At 72.0% G+C, this 17,445-nt stretch carries 12 protein-coding genes and 1 pseudogene; 8 read left to right on the top strand and 5 right to left on the bottom strand.

The window, feature by feature from the left end:
- The first annotated feature begins 14 nt into the window (after positions 1-14).
- Positions 15-740 (top strand): FadR/GntR family transcriptional regulator, encoded by a 726-nt coding sequence (locus ACWEVS_RS09280; protein WP_452550755.1) that lies wholly within the window; start codon positions 15-17, stop codon positions 738-740.
- Here the strand turns inward: ACWEVS_RS09280 and ACWEVS_RS09285 are convergent.
- On the bottom strand, positions 701-922 hold the full coding sequence (locus tag ACWEVS_RS09285; RefSeq protein WP_452550757.1) for an ATP-binding protein: 222 nt from the start codon (positions 920-922) through the stop codon (positions 701-703). The two genes, ACWEVS_RS09280 and ACWEVS_RS09285, sit on opposite strands and share 40 nt — an antisense overlap.
- A 10-nt stretch (positions 923-932) precedes the next feature.
- Positions 933-989 (bottom strand): annotated as a pseudogene (locus tag ACWEVS_RS09290) (hypothetical protein); the annotation flags it as partial.
- Positions 990-1,329: 340 nt separating this feature from the next.
- Between ACWEVS_RS09290 and ACWEVS_RS09295 the strand changes: the two are divergent.
- The 4 genes from ACWEVS_RS09295 (at position 1,330) to ACWEVS_RS09310 (ending at position 12,535) form a co-directional block, all read left to right on the top strand.
- On the top strand, positions 1,330-2,394 hold the full coding sequence (locus tag ACWEVS_RS09295; RefSeq protein WP_452550759.1) for an FUSC family protein: 1,065 nt from the start codon (positions 1,330-1,332) through the stop codon (positions 2,392-2,394).
- Between the two features lie 41 nt (positions 2,395-2,435).
- Complete coding sequence (locus tag ACWEVS_RS09300) at positions 2,436-2,963, top strand: hypothetical protein (RefSeq protein WP_452415065.1); 528 nt, start codon at positions 2,436-2,438, stop codon at positions 2,961-2,963.
- A 26-nt stretch (positions 2,964-2,989) separates the two neighbouring features.
- Positions 2,990-6,250, top strand: coding sequence for a LamG-like jellyroll fold domain-containing protein (locus tag ACWEVS_RS09305; RefSeq protein ID WP_452550761.1), 3,261 nt, complete (start codon positions 2,990-2,992; stop codon positions 6,248-6,250).
- A 177-nt stretch (positions 6,251-6,427) separates the two neighbouring features.
- Positions 6,428-12,535, top strand: a complete 6,108-nt coding sequence (locus ACWEVS_RS09310; RefSeq protein ID WP_452550762.1) for an RHS repeat domain-containing protein — start codon at positions 6,428-6,430, stop codon at positions 12,533-12,535.
- Positions 12,536-12,708: 173 nt separating this feature from the next.
- On the opposite strand, the gene ACWEVS_RS09315 is transcribed toward ACWEVS_RS09310, so the two are convergent.
- Positions 12,709-13,350, bottom strand: coding sequence for an anti-sigma factor family protein (locus ACWEVS_RS09315; protein WP_452550764.1), 642 nt, complete (start codon positions 13,348-13,350; stop codon positions 12,709-12,711).
- Positions 13,343-13,852, bottom strand: a complete 510-nt coding sequence (locus ACWEVS_RS09320; protein ID WP_449922730.1) for a sigma-70 family RNA polymerase sigma factor — start codon at positions 13,850-13,852, stop codon at positions 13,343-13,345. The genes ACWEVS_RS09315 and ACWEVS_RS09320 overlap by 8 nt, the downstream gene beginning before the upstream one ends.
- Positions 13,853-13,984: 132 nt before the next feature.
- On the opposite strand from ACWEVS_RS09320, the gene ACWEVS_RS09325 reads away from it, so the two are divergent.
- Positions 13,985-14,623, top strand: coding sequence for a hypothetical protein (locus tag ACWEVS_RS09325; protein WP_452415058.1), 639 nt, complete (start codon positions 13,985-13,987; stop codon positions 14,621-14,623).
- 139 nt (positions 14,624-14,762) lie between these two features.
- Entirely contained in the window at positions 14,763-15,170 is a 408-nt protein-coding gene (locus tag ACWEVS_RS09330; protein WP_452550766.1) for an HIT family protein, read from the top strand.
- 73 nt (positions 15,171-15,243) lie between these two features.
- Here ACWEVS_RS09330 and ACWEVS_RS09335 read toward each other — a convergent pair whose 3' ends face one another.
- Complete coding sequence (locus tag ACWEVS_RS09335; RefSeq protein ID WP_452550768.1) at positions 15,244-16,086, bottom strand: LysR family transcriptional regulator; 843 nt, start codon at positions 16,084-16,086, stop codon at positions 15,244-15,246.
- A 72-nt stretch (positions 16,087-16,158) separates the two neighbouring features.
- On the opposite strand from ACWEVS_RS09335, the gene ACWEVS_RS09340 reads away from it, so the two are divergent.
- Complete coding sequence (locus ACWEVS_RS09340) at positions 16,159-17,403, top strand: MFS transporter (RefSeq protein WP_452550769.1); 1,245 nt, start codon at positions 16,159-16,161, stop codon at positions 17,401-17,403.
- Positions 17,404-17,445: the final 42 nt, after the last annotated feature.

The raw sequence follows: 17,445 nt of genomic DNA on the forward strand, positions 1-17,445 counted from the left end.
AAGAGGGGGCGCTGATGGGCGGACCTCAGTTCGAGCCCGTGCGAACCGTGCGCGCGTACGAGCGTGTCGTCGAGCAGGTCGAGCACGCCGTCGAGCGCGGTGAGCTGCGGCCGGGCGAGCGGCTGCCCAGCGAGCGGGAGCTGATGGTGCAGTTCTCGGTCAGCCGGTCGACCGTGCGCGAGGCGTTGCGCGTGCTGCAGGCGCGCGGCCTGGTCAGGTCGCGTCCCGGCGACCCGAACGGCGCCGAGGTCCTGCCGTTCACCCCGGCCGCGCTGCACAAGTCGATGACCACCCTGGCGAGGGTGGAGGAGCTGTCGCTCGCCGAACTGGTGCAGTTCCGGATGGTGCTGGAGGGCGCGGCCTACCTGCTGGCCGCCAGGCTGCGCACCCCTGCGCAGCTGGCGGAGATGGACGAGGCGGTCGCCCGCATGCGGGCCGCCGACGGCTACGAGTCGTTCAGCGCCGCCGACGTCGACTTCCACGACGCCGTGGCGCGGGCCAGCGGCAACAAGCTGATCCAGATCTGCAGCGACGTGGTCCGCTCCATCGTGCTCGACCTCATCGCCGACAAGATCAGGGCGCCGGAGCAGCGGCTGCGCAGCATCACCCATCACGAGGAGGCGCTGGCCGCCGTCCGCACGGGCGATGGCCCGCTGGCCGCGCGGCTGGCCCGGCAGGCGCTCAGCGACTTCTACTCCCCCTACCTGCCCGCGGGGGCGCTGGAGGAGCTGCTGGAGTAGACCGGCAGCCCGATCCGGAACAGCGCGCCCCCGCCCGGCGGCGAGGCGGCGCTGATCGTGCCACCGTGCGCCTCCGTCAGCGCCGCGGCGATCGACAGGCCGAGCCCGTTGCCGCCGGAGTCGAGACCCCCGGGCGGGGTCGGCGCGGTAGAAGCGTTCGAAGACCCGCTCCAGGGCGTCACCGGGCAGGCCCGGGCCCTCGTCGGCGACCTCGACCACGGCCTGCCCTCCCGTCACCCCGACCCGCACGGTGAACGGCGTGCCGTCCGGCCCTGGCGTCGATCACCGCGCCCGTCGCCAGGCTGAGCAGGTCGACCGGCCGCCGGTCGAGCGGGCGGCGCTGGTCCAGCCTGGCCAGCAGGAGCAGGTCGTCGGCCACGGGCCGGCGGGAGCAGCCGGTCGGGGTGGGCGGCGACCAGTACGTGCAGATCGAAGCGGGCCTGAACGACCGCGACCAGGTGGTGCTGGGCGAGAGCGGCACGGGCGAGTTCCCCGACGGGAGCCGGCCCGAGGGCTGACAGCGAGCGTTCAGCGGCTGCAGGCTTCCCCAGGTAACCGCTTTGTCATATTTTGCGGGCATGCTGGCGCCGTGAGACTCGACCTGCGGGGGCGGATGGACCGGCTCGGCCTCATGGCGCCCTCGATCATCCAGTGCGCGCTGGCGGCCGCGGTGGCCTGGCTGGTGGCCAAGGACCTGCTCGGCCACGCGCGCCCGTTCTTCGCGCCGATCGCCGTGGTGCTCTGCATCGGCGTCGGGCTCGGCGCCCGGCTGCGCCGGGTGGCCGAACTGGTGGTCGGCGTCGGGCTCGGCGTCGGCGTGGGCGACCTGCTGATCTCCCGGATCGGGTCGGGGCCGTGGCAGATCGCCCTCGTCGTCGCGCTGGCCATGGTGGTGGCGGTGCTCCTGGACAGCGGTTCACTGATCGTGCTGCAGGCGGGCTCGTCGGCCGTGCTCGTCGCCACCCTGCTGCCGCCCTCCGGCACCGGCGGCCTGGACCGGATGGTGGACGCCCTGCTCGGCGGCGTCCTCGGCATCGCGGCGGTGGCGCTGATGCCGCCCAGCACCACCACCATCGTGCACCGGCACGCCGCCGCGGCCCTGGACGCGCTGGCCGCGGCGCTCGACGACACCGCCGAGGCGCTGGAGAAGTCGGACCCCGACCTGGCGGCGGCGGCGCTCGAGGAGGCGCGCGGCACCCAGAAGTCGGTCGAACTGTTCGCCGAGGCCCTGCAGACCAGCAGGGAGATCACCGTGATCTCCCCGCTGGGCCGCAGGCGGCGGCGGGAGCTGCTGCGGAGGTACGAGACCGCGGCCACGCCCGTCGACCACGCCCTGCGCAACGCCCGCGTCCTGGCCCGCCGCGCGCTGGTCGCCCTCGACCAGGGCCTGGCCGTCCCGGACTGGCTGCCCGGCGCGCTGCGCGCCCTGGCGGCCGCCGTCCGGCTGCTGTGCGACGAGCTTGCCTCGGGCCGCGACGCGCTGAAAGCGCGGCAGGCCCTTGTCCGGGTGGCGGCGGCGCCCACGGGAGACAGCGAAGGGTTCACGGCCGGGGTGCTGGTCGCGCAATTCCGGTCGATCGTCATCGACCTGCTCCAGGCGACCGGCACGACCCGCGAGGAGGCCGTCGCCGCCCTCCCGCCCCTCGCCGACTGACCCGCCCCACCGCGGCAGCCGAGCCCTGACACTCGTCGCGCATGCGACTGAAGGTGATCTTCACAGTGTTCGCGCTCTACGTCGTCACGGCCGCGCCCGAGTTCCTGCCCGGCGAGGGGCGGGTGATCCTGCAGCCCGCGACGGCTGACGCGGTGGAGGTCTACTGTCAGCCCGTTTCCCCCGTGCTCCGCAGGTCCTACGAGGGCATCGGGCCGTTCCAGCGCCCCTTCCGGATCACGCCCCTGCCACGGCCGGCGGAGAACAGCCACGCCGCACTGACCGCGCTGATGGAGGAGGAGCCTGGGCCGATCAGCGAATCAGCGGTCGTGGCGATGGGGATCAGGCCGGAGCTCAACCGGGTCGTCCTGAGGGCGAACGCCTTCGACCAAGGCGATGCCGGAGCGGCACGTCCGAGCCGTCCGGCGAATATCTTCATACGGATTCGATCCCTGAAGAAACCTTTAAGGAGAATGACCCGAACCCTGGACAGACAGTTGGGGCCGGGTGAAAATCCGATCGTCAATCGAAGATCGTGGAGACGCCGGGCGGGTGGCCCGTCCCGCGCGTAACCCCTGCTCACCTTGGACGAGGACGTATGCGGGTACTGCGTGGGCTGCTCACGGCGACGTTGGTCTTGGCGATCTGTCCGGCGGTGCCCGCCCGGGCGGGCGACGGGCCGGAGCCGCCGAAGACCGTCCAGGAACGTCCGAACGGCGAGGAGTCCGCGGTCGCGGCGGCCCGCCGCACCGGCCGGCAGGTCGAGATCGAGTCGATGCGTACGGAGACCCGCCAGGTCTTCGCCCAGCCGGACGGCACGCTCACGATGGAGCAGCACGTACGCCCGGTACGCGTACGCGGGTCCGGCGGCTGGGTCCCCGTCGACACCACCCTCCGTCCCAACCCCGACGGCACGGTCAGCCCGGCCGCGGCGGCGGTGGGGCTGACCTTCTCCGGTGGCGGCGGCGCCCCGTTGGCCAGGCTGTCGCGCGGCGCCAAGTCCCTGGAACTCGGCTGGCAGGGCACGCTGCCCAGGCCCACGCTGAAGGGCGACACCGCCACCTACGCCGAGGTCATGCCGGGCGTGGACCTGCAGGTCACCGCGGACGTGGACGGTTTCTCCCACGTCCTGGTGGTCAAGTCGCGAGCCGCCGCGGCGCGCATGACGGAGCTGACGTTCCCGCTGTCCGCCTCCGGCCTGTCGGTGGCGGCGGACCAGGGGGGCAACCTCGAGGCCGTCGACCGGAACGAGGGCACGATCTTCGTCGCGCCCACCCCGAAGATGTGGGACTCCGAGGGGATCACCAGCCCGCAGGCGCTCAGGGAGGGCCGCTCCCCTGAGGCCCGCGAGGCCGCGATGGGCGTGCGGCTGTCGGGCCGGCAGCTGCGGCTCTTTCCCGACAGGAAGATGCTCACGGATCCGAAGACCCGCTTCCCCGTCTACCTGGACCCGTACTTCTCGGCCGCGCGCAACGCCTGGACGGCCGTCTGGAGCAACTGGCCCAACTCCAACTACCTCAACTCCAGCGACGTCGCCAGGGTCGGCCACGTCGAGTCGCAGACGAACCGCTCGTTCTTCCAGATGAACACCGGCTCGACCATCCACGGCAAGCAGATCATCAAGGCGACGCTGCGCACGTACGAGACCTGGTCCTACTCGTGCAGCGCCCGCAAGGTCGAGGCCTGGGCGACCAACCCCATCAGCGCGAGCACCACCTGGAACAAGCAGCCCACGTGGGTCAGGCTGCTGTCCACGGTGAACGTGGCCAAGGGCTGGGGTTCGGCCTGCATGCCCGGCGGCGTCGAGTTCGACGTCACCTCGCAGGTCGTGGACGCCGCCGCCAAGAAGTGGCCCAACGTCACCATCGGCCTGCGCGCCACCAGCGAGACCGACGTCTACGCCTGGAAGAAGTTCAAGAACAACCCGAGCCTGGTCATCGAGTACAACTCGCTGCCCGGCAACCCGGTGGCGGCCGACGTCTGGTCGGACCCGGGCGGCCCCTGCGTCTCCGGCGACGGACGGCCGATCGTCAGCACCGCCACACCGAAGCTGTGGGCCAAGCTGAAGGACACCGACAACTCGGTCCAGGGCCGCTTCGAGTGGTACAACGCCGCAGGGGTGAAGACGGGCGAGCACCTCACCCCCATGGGGTCGACGGGCACGGCCTTCTACGCGACGATCCCGTCGAGCCTGTACGCCGACGGCGCGCTGATCCGCTGGCGGGTGCGCGCCGAGGACGGCAAGGCCACCAGCGCGTGGAGTCCCTGGTGCGAGGCCACCGTGGACACCACGGCCCCCGGCAGGGAACCGGAGATCTCCTCGCCCCAGTACGCCGAGAACGGCTGGAGCGACGGGGTCGGCCTCGCCGGCACGTTCACGTTCGCCCCGAACGGCGTCCCCGACGTCGCCGCCTACGTCTGGGGTCTGGACTCCGCGCCCGCCACGGAGGCCGGGCCTGGCCAGGACGGCAGCGCCACGATCGCGCTGACGCCGCGCCACGACGGCCCCAACGTGCTGTCGGTACGCAGCAAGGACCGCGCGGGCCAACTCGGCCCGATCCGCACCTACGTCTTCAACGTCAACGCGGGCCGGGGCCCCAGCGGCCACTGGGCGCTGGACGAGGGCCAGGGCACCCTGGCGGCCGACACCGGGAACGCCCACCCGGCGACGCTGTACGGGGCGAGCTGGACCTCCGGCAGGACCGGCACGGCGCTCAGGCTGGCCGGCGCCTACGCCCAGACCTCGGGCCCGGTGATCGACACCAGCCGCAACTTCACCGTCAGCGCCTGGGCCCGCCTGACCGGCACGGCCGCCTCCGCCACCGCCGTCACCCAGGAGGGCGGCAGGACGGGCGCGTTCGCCCTGCAGTACGCGAAGGCCGACGACCGCTGGGCGCTGGCCGTGGCGGGCTCGGACACCGACGGCGCGCCGGTGGTGCGTGCCCTGTCGGCGGCCGCGCCGAGGCTGAACGAGTGGACCCACCTGGCCGGCGTCTACGACTCGGCGGCGGGCCAGGTGTCGCTCTACGTGAACGGCAGGCTGGAGGCCACGGTGGCCGTCACGCCGCCGTGGAACGCCGCGGGCCCCCTCACGATCGGCCGAGGGAAGGTCGGCGGGGCGGCTGCGGAGCACTGGCCCGGGGACGTCGACGAGGTGCGGGTCTACGGCCGCGCCCTGTTCGCCGACGAGCTCGCCGACCTGGTCAACAGCGCTGCCACGCTGGTCGGCCACTGGAAGCTGGATGAGGAGTCCGGCCTGTCGGCGGCCGACTCCTCGGGCCGGGCGACGGCCGCGACGCTGTCCGGAGCCGCCTCGTGGACGTCGGGTTGGCTGGACGGCGCGCTCGCGCTCGACGGCGTCGACGGGTACGCCCAGACCGGCGCACCCGTGGTCAACACCGGGAACGGGTTCACCGTGGCCGCCTGGACCCAGCTCGACTACCTGCCCACCCGCGACAGCGCGGCCGTGGCCCAGCCGGGCGCCAGAGCGGCCGGCTTCCAGCTCGGCTTCGACAAGGAACGGCAACGGTGGACCCTCGGCATGGCCGCCGCCGACACCGACACCGCCGCCCTCGTCCGCACCCGCTCCGACGACATCCCCAACCCGCTGGAATGGACCCACATCGCCGGCGTGTACGACCCGCTGGCCGGTCAGCTCCGCATCTACGTCAACGGCCGCCTGTCCACCACCACCGTCACCGACCACGTGAGCGCATGGAACGCCACCGGCCCGCTGCAGCTGGGCCGGACCAGGACAGCGGGCGCCTTCACCGGCTTCTGGCCGGGGACGGTGGACGACGTCCGCGCCTATGACGGCGTGTTGAGCGCCGAGCACATCGCCCAGCTAGCCGCCCAGTAACTCCCGCACCGCACCCCCCGACTGGGAGACTTCATGGATCTGCCGGATGAGTTAGAGCTGCCCGAATCCCGCTGGAATCGTTTTCCGCCGTCCACGGAACCTGACCTTCCCGACCTGTCCTGGAACCGTTTCCAGGAGCCCAGGCGCGAGTCGCCCTGGCCACGCAGGCTCGCGACCATGCTCCCCGTCCTCCTGGTGGTGCCGCTGGTGTACGCCATGCCCGCCGCGGCCGCCCCTCGCCCGGCCCCGGCCGTGCAGAAGGAGACGGCGGTCAAGGGACAGCCGTTCCCTGTCCAGCCGCCCATGGCCGATCCCGTGCAGAAACAGGCGTGGAAGGCGCCGCCGCGCATCACCTGGCCCGAACCCCAGAAGGCCGAGCTGGGCGGCGCCACCACCGTGGCGGCCGGGTTCCCGGTGAAGCTGGCCCCCCGGCGAGGGGAGGCCAAGGCGGCCGCCGAGCCGGTGAGCGTGGAACTGCTCGACACCGACCGGCTCGGACTGGCGATGCGCGTCTCCCCCGGCCAGGGCGTCGCGACGGCAAAGGCGGGCGGGAAGACGCGCCTGCGGATCGACTACTCCGGATTCCGTTACGCCTACGGCGGCGACTACGGCGCCCGGCTGCGGATGGTCAGGCTGGACGAGTGCGCGCTCGACGCGGCCGCCACCGACTGCGCGCCGCCCGAGCCGGTGAAGAGCGAGAACGACGCCAAGGCCGGCACCCTGACCGCCGAGGTCGAGACCGGCGCCGTGTACGCGCTCACGGCCGCCGCCTCCGGCCAGTCCGGCGATCACTCGGCCACCTCCCTGTCGCCCTCCGCCGACTGGAGCGTCGGCACCCAGACCGGCGACTTCACCTGGGACTACGACCTGCGCACGCCGCCCGCGCTGGGTGGCGACGAGCCGGAGATCTCGTTGGCCTACTCCTCGCAGAGCGTGGACGGCCGCACCGCCTCCACCAACAACCAGGCGTCCTGGGCCGGTGACGGCTTCGAGCTCAACCCCGGCGGCTATGTCGAGCGCCGCTACAAGTCCTGCATGATCGACGGCAAGAAGACCGGCGACCTGTGCTGGGACCAGGACAACGCCATCCTGGCGCTCGGCAGCTCCGCCGTCGAGCTGGTCAAGGACGCCACGACCAGGCAGTGGCGGCCCAAGCGCGACGACGGCACCCGCATCGAGTACCTCACCGGGGCCGCCAACGGCGACGACAACGGTGAGTACTGGCGCGTCACCACCGCCGACGGCACCCAGTACACCTTCGGCCTCAACCGCCTGCCCGGCTGGGCGAGCGGCAAGCCGGAGACCAAGTCGGTGCAGACGGTGCCGGTGTTCGGCAACAACAGCGGCGAACCCTGCTACTCCAGCACCCCGGCCAACGCCTGGTGCCAGCAGGCCTACCGGTGGAACCTCGACCACGTCAGGGACACCCACGGGAACGCGACCACGTACTGGTACGAGCGCGAGACCAACCACTACGGCCGCAACTCCAAGCCTGAGCTGGGCACCCAGTACGTCCGCGGCGCCTACCTGACCCGCATCGACTACGGCTACCTGCAGAACGAGCTGTTCACCACGGCCCCCGCGGCCCGCGTGCTGTTCGAGGTGGCCGAGCGCTGCCTGCCCAGCGGCACCGTCACCTGCGCCGCCGACCAGCTCAAGAAGGAGACCGCCGGCCACTGGCCGGACGTCCCGTTCGACCAGATCTGCGACGCCGGCGTGAAGTGCGTCGACCGCCTCACGCCGACGTTCTTCACCCGCAAGCGGCTGACCAAGGTCACCACCCAGGTCCGCAACGGCTCCGGCCAGTACTACGCGGTGGACTCCTGGGCGCTGACCCACCAGTTCCCCGCCACCGGTGACGGCCTCAGTCCGTCGCTGTGGCTGGCCTCGATCCAGCAGACCGGCCACGTGGGCGGCACGATCACGCTGCCCAGGACCACCTTCGTCGGCGTCCAGCTGCCCAACCGGGTAGACGCCACCGAAGGCCGCGCCCCGCTGGTCAAGTGGCGCGTCCAGGCGGTCGACAACGGGACCGGCGGCGAGCTGAGGATCAACTACGCCCCCGCCGAGTGCAGGCCCGGCGAACTGCCGGCGGCTGACAAGAACACCAAGCGGTGCTTCCCGCAGCGCTGGACGCCGCAGAACGAGACCGAGGTCACCGACTGGTTCCACAAGTACGTGGTGGCGCAGACGGTGGAGGTGGACCGGGTCGCCGCCTCGCCCAACGTGGTCACCAGCTACGAGTACCTGGACGGCGCCGCCTGGCACTTCGCCGAGAACATCCTCGTCAAGCCCGAGCACCGCACGTGGTCGGACTTCCGCGGGTTCGGCCGGGTACGGGTGCGCGAGGGCGACGGGCAGGACACCAAGCGCACGCTCACCGAGTTCCGGTACTTCCGCGGCATGGACGGCGACAAGCAGGCCGACGGATCCAGGCGCAGCGTCCAGGTCGAGGACTCCGAGGGCGCCAAGCTGGACGACCTCGACCAGTACTCCGGCTTCGAGCACGAGGAGATCCTCTACGACGGCGACGGCGGGGCCGTCCTGAAGGCGGCCGTCGAGCAGCCGTGGTCGGTGCGGACCGCGCAGTCCACGCAGGGCGGCGTCACCAAGGCCGCGCACGTGGTCGAGGCCAAGTCCATGGTCACCCGTACGGCGCTGCCCGGCGGTACCTGGCGGCGTACCGGCGAGGAGCGCGCGTACGACACCAAGGGCCTGCTCACCCAGGTGGAGGAGAAGGGCGACCTGGCCGCGCCCGACGACGACCAGTGCACCCGCTACACCTACGCCCGCGACGACGCCAGCTGGATGCTCGACTACCCGAGCCGCGTCCAGAAGGTCGCCGCGAGCTGCGGCACCGCCGTGTCCGCGCTGGCCGCCGGTGACGTGATCTCCGACGAGAAGGTCCAGTACGACGGCAAGGCGTACGGCCAGGCCCCGACCAAGGGCGATGTGACCACGGTCCAGCAGCTCGTCTCCGGGGACGGCGCGACGATCACCGACAGCACCCACACCTACGACGTCTACGGCCGCGAGACCAGCGAGACCGACGCGGTCGGCACCAGGTCGGTGACCGCCTACAGCCCGGCCACCGGCGTCCTTCCCGCCGAGATGACCGAGACCAACCAGCTCGGCCACGTCGACCGTACGTTCCTCGAACCGGCCTGGGGCGAGCCCGTGGCCGAGGTCGACGTGAACAACCGCCGCGTCGACCTGGAGTACGACGCGCTCGGCCGCCTGACCAAGGTCTGGCAGGCCGACCGCAGCAAGGCGGCAGGACAGTCGCCCAGCACCGAGTACTCCTACGTCATGCGCGCCGACGGCCCCAGCGTCGTCACCACCAGGACGCTGCGCGCCGACGGCGGCTACACCGCCAGCCACGAGCTGTACGACGGCCTGACCCGCGAGCGCCAGACCCAGGAACCCGCGCCCAGGGACGACCAGGCGCAGGACCCCGCGCTGCGCGACGGCCGCACGATCACCGACACCTTCTACAACTCCCTGGGCGAGCAGTCCAAGGCCAGCACCGGCTACTTCGCGACCGGGACGCCCTCCACCGACCTGCTGGCGGTGGCCGACGCCGACGTGCCCACGCAGGTCGTGTCCCTCTTCGACGGCGTGGGCGAGGTCAACGCCCAGATCTTCAAGGCGAAGGGCGTGGAGAAGTACCGGGTCTCGTCCAGGCAGGAGGGCGACAGGATCCACGTGACGCCGCCCCCGGGCGGCACGGCGACCACCCGCATCGGGGACGCCGAGGACCGCCTGATCGAGCTGCGCCAGTACAAGGGCGCGACCCCGACCGGCGAGTACGAGTCCACCAGGTACACCTACGACCACGCCGGACGGCTGTCGACGGTGACCGACTCGGCGGGCAACGTGTGGCGCCACCACTACGACCTGCGCGGCCGGGAGATCAAGACCGAGGACCCCGACAAGGGCGTCACGACGATGACGTACAACGACGCCGACGAGCTCGTCAGCACCACCGACGCCCGCGGCAGGACCCTGTGGTACGTCTACGACGAGCTGGGCCGGGAGAAGGAGCTGCGCGAGAACTCCGCGACCGGCCCGCTGCTGGCCGAATGGAAGTACGACGCGCTGGCCAAGGGCCACAAGAACGCCAGCATCCGGTACGTGGGCGGGCAGGCGTACAAGGCGGAGATCAACGCCGTCGACGCCGACTACCGCCCGCTGCGCGAGACCGTCACCATCCCCGAGCGGGAGGGCAAGCTGGCGGGCTCGTACGTCCTCAACACCCGCTACACGCTCGACGACCAGGTCCAGTCCGTCACCTTCCCGGCCGCCGGCGGCCTGGAGGCGGAGTCGGTCGTCTACAGCTACGACGAGCTGGGCCAGCCGACCAAGGTCACCGGCCTGTCGTCGTACGTCACCGCGGCCCGCTACTCCAAGCTGGGCGAGACCCTGCAGTACGAGCTGGGCACCGGAGGCAGGAAGACCTGGATCACCTACACCCACGACGAGTCCACCCGAAGGCTGACCGGCATGCGGCTGGACAGGGAGGGCGCCGCCGCGACCGACCTGGACCTCGGCTACACCTACGACGCGGTCGGCAACATCACCAAGATCGCCGACAAGGGGGCGAGCGGTCAGGACACGCAGTGCTTCGCCTATGACCATCTGCGCCGCCTGACCTCCGCCTGGACGGCCACCGACGACTGCGCCGCCGGCGGCCCGCAGCCGGACACGATCGGCGGCGTGGCGCCGTACGCGGTCAGCTACGCCTACGACTCCACCGGCAACCGGACCAAGGAGACCAGGCACGCCTGGGGCGGCGCGGGCGAGACGGTCCGCTCCTACACCTATCCGCCGGCGGGCGGCAATCAGCCGCACGCGCTGCAGACCGTCGGCACGGACCTCTTCGAGTACGACGCCGCGGGCAACACCACCAGGCGCAAGGTCGGCACCTCCGACCAGAGCCTGGTCTGGGACGCCGAAGGCAACCTGGAGTCGGTGACGGAGGCGGGCAGGACGACGTCCTTCGTCTACGACGCGGAGGGCGACCGGCTGATCCGCAGGACGCCGGCCGACGCCACGCTCTACGTCGACGACATGGAGCTGCGCTTCGACGTCGCCAAGGACGCGGTGGAGCAGACCCGCTACTACACCGTCAACGACCAGCCCGTCGCGGTACGCACCCACGACAACCAGGTCTACCTGCTGGCCAACGACCACCAGGGCACCGCGCAGGCCGCGGTGAACGCCGGGAGCGGTGAGCTGGCCGTACGGAGGACGACTCCGTTCGGCGAGAACCGGGGCGCGCCGCCGCCGTGGTGGCCGGGGCAGCGCGGATTCGTCGGCGGCACGCAGGACGCCACGACCGGGCTGGTCCACCTGGGCGCCCGCGAGTACGACCCCAGGAACGGCCGCTTCCTGTCGGTGGACCCGATCATCGACGACGTGGACCCGCAGCAGCTCAACGCCTACGCCTACGCCAACAACAGCCCCGTGAGCATGAGCGACCCCGACGGGCAGTGGGTCTGGGTCGTGGTCGCCGTCGGTGTCCGGCTCGGGGCCCGCTACCTCGCCAAGAGAGCGGCCCAGCGCGCTCTCAGGCAGGCGGCGATCCGCAGGGCCAGGGAGGCGGCCAGGAAGCGGGCCCTGGCCGAGGCCAGGAAACGAGCCGAGGAGGAGGCCAAGAAGCGGGCCAGGGAGGCGGCCAGGAAGCGGGCCCTCGCCGAGGCGAAGAAGCGGCGGCTGGCGGCGGCCAGGAAGAAGGCGGCCGAGGCGGCCAGGAAGGCGCGGGAGGCCGCGGCGAAGCGACGGGCCGCGATGGCGGCCCGGAGACAGGCCAGGAAGGCGGCCCGCGAGGCGGCGGCCAAGCGGCGGATGGCACTGGCCGCCCAGCGGCGCAACCAGCGGGCCGGCCGGATCCCCCGCGGGATCCAGCACGCGCGCTCGCGCCCGGCCAGCCGGCCCACCAGCCACCGGGCACAGCAGCGGCACTCGCCGCCCAAGGCGAACCGGCAGCCGGCACAGCCACGGCCGAGCCAGGTCTACCGGAACGACGGCTCCGTCCAGCCCACCCAGTCCTACACCGTCTACGGCAACGGCCGGATGTATCCGCAGGGCAGGCCACCGTCGAACCTGCCGCGCGGCGGCTCCGGCCAGGCTGAGAAGCAGATCTTCAAGCCGGAGAAGTACGAGATCGAGACGAACCGGAGGGGTGCCGCGACCGCCGAACTCGGCGCCCGAGGCCAGAAGGTCGCCGACGACATCATCGATCTGTTCGACACCTGGTTCGGTGGAATGGGCGGCATGGGCTGACAGCACGTCCTTCCGCTGAGCACCGACCGGCGCGGGGCCCTCGTGGCCCCGCGCGGGCGGCGTCCCAGCCGGCCCTTCGGGCTCGGGTTCTCCCCGGCGGGCGTCCTCCGGGCCCGGGGGCGCCCATGGCGGACATGAGCAGAAGCCGGGCCGAGGAGCCGATCAGCCGACCGTCAGCCACTGATCGGGGCGCGCAGGACGGCCGGGCCGCCGGGCACGGTGCTCAGCCCCAGGGCGACGGCGTCGTCACCCTGGACGGCCGCCGAAAGCTCCATGGTCGCCCCGGCGCCTCTGGCGGTGAAGCTGCCCGCGGGGACCCGGCTGCCGTCCGCCCGTTCGAGCCAGACCAGGTAACGCTGGCCGTTGTCGAGGCCGCTGACCTGCAGGTTCACGGCCGTACCCCACTGGCGGGCGGCCAACTCGGCGGTGATCTGCATACCCCGCGCCCCGTAGGTCACCGTGTGTCCTCCGGCGCCGGACACGAGCACCGTCACCACGACGGCGGCCGAGGCCGCGGCGGTCATGAGCCCGCCGGACCACGCCAGCAAGCGCCTGCGCCTGCGCCGGTTCAGGTGCCGGACGCCGACGGCGGCCACCACGCTGTCACGCAGCCAGGGCGGTGGCGTGGGAAGAGCGGCGACCCGGTCGGGATTGGCGTGACCGAGGGCGCCGGCCACCTGGTCGAGGGATGCGAGTTCGGCCCTGCACGCGGGGCAGCCGTCGGTGTGGGCCAGCAGAGTCGCCAACTCGGCCTCGGGAAGGCGCCCCAGCGCGTGCATACCCAGCAGAGCGTGATAGTCGCGGCAGCTAGTCACCTTCCCACCCCATCTCCTCCAGCACCAGGCGCAGTGCCTTGAGCGCGTAGAACACCCTGCTGCGCACCGTACCCGAGGGTATGCGCAGCTCGGCGGCGACCTCGGCGGGCGCGCGGTCTCGCAGGTGCACCTCCACGAGAATGTGCCGTTGTTCGGGGGACAACCGCCGCAACGCCTCTTCGACCTGCATGCCGAGAAGCAACCTTTCCAGGCCGGTGTCTCCGGGCACATCGCTCTCCTGGCCGTCGGAGAGCTGCGGCCGCACGGAACGCGCACGCAAGAGGTCGATCACCACGTTCCTGCAGATCGCGAACAACCACGTCCTGGGAGACGACTGCCTGTGGTCGTACCGCCCCGCCGTACGCCACGCCCGCACGAAGGTCTCCTGCACCGCGTCCTCGGCCGACCCCGTGTCCCCCAGGGACCTCCTGGCGAAGGCGAACAACTCGCCTCCGTAGTCGTCATAGACCGCCCGCAAGGTGGTCTCGTCATCCAGCCGCACGTCTCCTCCTGCCCTGCCGTTCCGATGGACATACGGAACACATCGCTGCGGCGTTCATCCATTGTCGGGTGAACACCGACCGCCTCGCCTCCGTACACCCCCTCGTCATCAGCGACAGAGAAGGGAACAACCATGCGAGCAGTTGTCCGGACAGCGGTGCTCGGAGTCGCCGTGACCGCCGCCGCCACCCTCGCGGTGCCGGCCCTGGCCCAACGGGACAGCGGGTCCGAGCGGCGCGCCCACGTGCAGGTTCACTCGCCGAAGGCCGACACGGCGACCGGTGTGGAAGGTGCCGCCTGGATGGTGGAGCTCTCCGTCGGCTACCGCGACGGGCTGAAGGCGGCCGGATGGAGCGGACCGCAGGTCACCGGCCCCCAGGGTGGGACAGGGACGTTCGGCCCCGGCAAGGACGACAAGCTGCCCGGCCTCGTGGTGCTGCTCTCCACGACGACCGGCTTCTCGGGACCGGGCACGAACCTGGCCAACCTGTTCAACGTCACCGGCGTGGCCGGGCGGGACGAGGCCGGCAGCGCGGTGAAGCTGTGGGATTCCTGGCTGGTCGGCAAGCCGCTGTTCGGAAAGGACGTCCGTAGCGTGCTCACCGTCGCGGTCGTGGCCGACCTGAACCGCAACGGCGTGCTCGACGACGCACCCGACACGGTGAAGGATCTCACCGGCGACGGCCGCATCGACGCCGAGGACCTGCGCGAGCTCGGCGTGATGTCGAACATCGCCGAGGTGCCGTTCCGCATCACCGGCTCGGCGGCCTGAGAGGCCCGGTAGCGCATCCCGCCGGCACCCGTGCGCCCTTCCCGGACACACCGCCCGGGTGCCGGCCGGCCTGAGCAGTGGCCATCACTGTCTGAAACGCCTTTGCCGGCAGGCTCGGCCTGCTGTGATCATGCCGGTCATGAGTTGCGTCTTCTGCCGCATCGTCGCCGGCACCGAGCCGTCGCAGACCATCCACCAGGACGAGCACGCCATCGCCTTCCTCGACATCGCCCAGGCCACCAGGGGGCACACCCTGGTCGTCCCAAGAGCGCACCACCGAGACCTGGGGGAGATCCCGGCAGAGACGGCGGCACACGTCATGCGGACCGCGGTCGAGGTGTCCCGACGGATCGTCGGCGCCCTCGGGGCTCCTGGCGTGAATCTCTGGCACGCCAGCGGCGCGACGGCCTGGCAGAGCGTCTTCCACTTCCACCTCCACGTGGTGCCCCGCTTCGAGCCCACCGACCTCACGCCGCCCTGGACGGAGGTCGAGCACCCGGTCGAGTCCCTCAAGGGACTGGCCGAGGAGATCCGAGCCTGGCGATGAAGGCGAGCGCCAGGGCGGGCTCCGAACACTCCGGGCAGCCGGGAAACCCGATGGCGCTGACCGGCCGCGAAACTCAGATCATGCGTCGTAGCGCGGTCTCCACGGCATCGATCAGCGGATCACCCTTGGTCCGTGGGTGCCGTGCGAGACCCAGCTCGACGTCCGGCAGGGCGGGCAGGGCGTCCGCGTCGTGGCAGGCCATGGCAGGCTCGAGGTTCGCGGGCATGAGCGCCGCGACGCCGAGCCCGGCCCGTAGCGCGGCGAGCACACCGACCAGGCTGTTGCTTTCGAACGCCACCCGCCAGGGCCGGTCGGCGCGTTCCAGCGTTTCCAGCACCGACGTACGCCAGGAGCACGTGTTCGAGAACAGCACCACCGGCAGCGGATCGGCAGCCACGTCCACCCCCTGGCCGATCGCCCAGACCAGCGGGCGGCGCACCGTCCAGCGCGGCGGCCCGGGGAGGTCCGGCACCTCGTCGAGCACGAGTTGGACGCGGCCGGTGTCGTAGGCCTCCCGCATCGCGGCGTTGGAACAGCTGAGCACCTCCAGCGTCGCGCCGGGGTGCAGCCGGGCGAGGTCGGCGAGGGCCTGCGGAAGCTGGGACGCGGCGAGGTCCTCGAGCAACCCGACGCCGCAGCGGCCGGTCAGCGCGCGCCCGGTTTCGGTGAGCGCCTGTGCGGAGAGCGCGAGGATGCGTTCGGCGTACGGCAGGAGCTCCTCACCGGCCCGGGTGGGCGAGACGCCCGATGGCGACCGGTAGAGCAGCGGACGGCCGACGGTGCTCTCGAGCTTGCGCAACTGCTGGCTGAGCGCGGGCTGGGTGTGTCCGAGCGCGGTCGCGGCGCGGCTGATGCTGCCCGCCCGCACGGCGGTGACGAACGACCGCAGCAACGTGATCTCAAGATCTCGGGCCATAAGCACTGATTATGCCAGCCCCAACGAATTAGTCACTTCCTATGGCATAACGGATGACCTAGCGTCGCGCAGGTGACCAGATACCGACAGGTACTCGCCGTGCCAGGGATGGCGTCGCTGCTGGGCGTTTCGCTGCTCGCCCGTGCCGCGATCACGGCTGACGTGATGGCGCTGACCATGTATGTCGTGCTGGGCCTGGGCATGAGCTACGCGGCAGCGGGTGGCGTCGCGGCGGCTCTGACCGCCGGGGTGGCGCTGGGCGGGCCGCTGCTCGGCCGCATGATCGACTGGCGCGGCCTGCGTACCGTGCTGCTGGCCACCGTCGCGCTGCAGGCCGTGTTCTGGCTGAGCGTGCCGCTCCTGCCGTACGGGATCCTGCTGGGCGCCGCCTTCGCGGCGGGTCTGCTGATGGTGCCGGCCCAGCCGGTGACCAGGCAGGCGATCGCCGCGATGACGACGGCGGGACAGCGCCGGGCCGCGTTCGCGCTGGAAGCGGTGCAGGGCGAACTGTCGTACATTGTGGGCCCGGCGGTGGTCATCCTGTGTGCGGCGACCATGTCCCCCGGTGTGGTGGCGTGGGGGGTCGGCGCCGCGATCGTGGCCGGCGGAGCCGGGATCGCCCTGCTCAACCCGCCGCTGCGGGCCGAGGACGAGGCGGATGCCGGCGCGGCCGGACGGCCCCCACGCCGGGAGTGGCTGGGCGCCGGCATGATCGCCGTACTGACGATGGCGTTCGGTACCACGACGCTGCTCAGCGGCGTCGACCTCGCCATCGTCGCCACGCTCGAAGAGGCAGGCCAGGTGTCCTGGGCCGCCGTGGTCATTGCCGTGTTCGGCGCGGCCTCCGTCGCCGGCGGGCTGATCTACGGCGCGCTGTCCCGGCCGCTGCCCACGTGGCTGCTGCTCGGCCTGCTCGGGCTCGTGACGATTCCCGCCGGGCTTGCCCACGACTGGCCCTGGTTGTGCGTGGCCGTTGTCGGCGCCGGGCTGCTCACCGCGCCGACCCTTTCCACGGTGGCCGACGCGGTGAGCCGGCTGGCCCCGGCCAGCGTGCGGGGCGAGGCGACAGGTCTGCAATCCTCGGCGGCGAGCGCGGGTTTCGCGCTCGGATCCCCGCTCGTGGGGGTGGCGATCGACGTCTCCGTGCCGGCGGGCGGCTTCGCGGCGGCCGGGCTGGCCGGTCTCGCCGCCGCGCTGACCGGATACCTGCTGTCCCGCCGCGCGCCCGCCCGAACGCGGTCTCCCCTCAGCGATCCCGGCCTCGCCGGGGAACCGGACCTTGAGCCGTGCGCAGCCGGCGCCCGGCCTGGCGCATAAAGTACGGGCCCGCGCCTACGGCCGCGCCGCTCCGGTGACGAG

This window comes from Nonomuraea sp. NPDC003754 (assembly GCF_053605785.1).